Origin of the sequence: Methylibium sp. T29, from assembly GCF_000576205.1 — a bacterium.
Taxonomy (GTDB): Bacteria; Pseudomonadota; Gammaproteobacteria; order Burkholderiales; family Burkholderiaceae_C; genus Methylibium; species Methylibium petroleiphilum.
In genome coordinates, this window is record NZ_AZND01000412.1 from 1 (window position 1) to 2,056 (window position 2,056).

Annotated in this window: 1 protein-coding gene; it reads left to right on the plus strand. The window is 62.7% G+C overall.

What is annotated here, in order from left to right; translation table 11 throughout:
• Nucleotides 1–67: 67 nt before the first annotated feature.
• On the plus strand, nucleotides 68–1,735 hold the full coding sequence (locus tag x551_RS21540) for an MFS transporter (protein ID WP_152543627.1): 1,668 nt from the start codon (nucleotides 68–70) through the stop codon (nucleotides 1,733–1,735).
• Nucleotides 1,736–2,056: the final 321 nt, after the last annotated feature.

Below are 2,056 nucleotides of genomic sequence, written 5' to 3' on the forward strand. Positions count from 1 at the left end.
CGGTCGGCGTCAACAGACTGCACGCATCGCGTGCGGCCTCGTCACGTCCCTACGCATGAGGACCCTCATGAACACACTCACCCTGGACCAAACGTCCGAACCAACGAGCATGACGAAGGAGCAGCGCAAGGTCATCTTTGCCTCGTCGCTCGGGACCGTCTTCGAGTGGTACGACTTCTACCTGTACGGCTCGCTGGCGGCGATCATCGGCAAGCAGTTCTTTGCCGGCGTCAACGAGACGGCTGCATTCGTCTTCGCGCTGATGGCGTTTGCCGCCGGCTTCGCGATCCGCCCGTTCGGTGCGCTCTTCTTCGGTCGACTGGGCGACATGGTGGGGCGCAAGTACACCTTCCTGGTCACCATCCTGCTGATGGGCGTATCGACCTTCCTGGTGGGCATCCTGCCGACCTATGCCACCTGGGGCATCGCTGCGCCCGTCGTGCTCATCATTCTGCGGCTGTTGCAGGGCCTGGCGCTGGGCGGCGAGTACGGTGGCGCGGCCACGTACGTTGCAGAGCATGCGCCGGCCCGGCAGCGTGCCGCCTACACGTCGTGGATCCAGACCACGGCCACGCTGGGCTTCTTTCTGTCGCTGGCGGTCATCCTGGGCACACGGCTCTGGCTCGGAGAGGCCGTGTTCGCCGACTGGGGCTGGCGCGTGCCATTCCTGTTCTCGATCTTCCTGCTCGGCATCTCGGTCTGGATCCGCCTGTCGCTGAACGAGTCGCCGATGTTCCAGCGGATGAAGGCCGAGGGGAAGGCCTCGAAGGCGCCGATCAAGGAGGCCTTCGGCCAGTGGAGCAACGTCAAGCTGGTGCTGATCGCCCTGTTCGGGCTGGTCGCAGGCCAATCGGTCATCTGGTACACGGGACAGTTCTACGCCCTGTTCTTCCTGACGCAGACGCTCAAGGTCGATCCGGTCACGGCCAACCTGCTGATCGCCGGCGCTTTGCTGATCGGCGTGCCGCTGATCGTGATGGTGGGCAGGCTGGCCGACCGCATCGGTCGCAAGCCGATCATGCTGACCGGCTTCCTGCTGTCGGCCCTCTGCTACTTCCCGCTGTTCCAGGCGCTCACGGAGCACGCGAACCCCGCACTCGCCCAGGCGCAGCGCACGGCGCCCGTCACCGTCATCGCCGATCCGGCCGCATGCTCCTTCCAGTTCAATCCGGTGGGAACGTCGGCCTTCACGCAGTCCTGCGACATCGCGAAGTCCTTCCTCGCCAAGGCCTCGGTGACCTACAAGAACGAGGCAGCGCCAGCGGGAACCACCGCTTCGGTGCGCATCGGAGACACCGTCATCACCAGCTTCGAAGGCAAGGGTCTGCCGCCGGCCGAGCTCAAGGCAAAGTCGGCCGAGTTCTCCCAGGCGATGGGCAAGGTCATCAAGTCGGTCGGCTATCCAGCATCGGCCGACAAGAGCCAGATCCACTACCTGATGGTCATGCTGATCCTGACGGCGCTGGTGACGCTGGTCGCACTGGTCTACGCCCCGATTGCCGCGATCCTGGTGGAGCTGTTCCCGACGCGGATCCGCTACACGGCCATGTCACTGCCGTATCACATCGGCAACGGCTGGTTCGGCGGCTTCCTACCCACCACGGCCTTCGCGCTGGTGGCGGCGACCGGCGACATCTACTATGGGCTCTGGTATCCGATCATCATCGCGGCGATCTCGTTTGTCGTGGCCCTGGTGTTCCTGCCGGAAACGAAGGATCGGTCGATCGAGGGCTGAAATCGACGGAGGCGGCCAGCTGAGCGGGGAGGTGTCGATAACTTTCCCGCTTGGTTCGGTGTTGTGGGATAGAGATGAAGCGGAGGAGGATTCGAATTCTTGACAAGTGTTCGAATCAAAAGACTGCACACCTCCGTTCCCTGATACGGCATCACAACTTCCCTGTTCTTTCTTCCAGAAATCCCTGTTCTGCTCCGAGAAATTCCCTGTTCTGCGCACGGCCTGAGAAGGCCCAAAACGCAGCTAAGTCCCTACTACAGCGAGCGTTTTCGGCCGCGGGGAGGGCCGAAATTGCCCTAATTCCTGAAATCATTCCCTGTT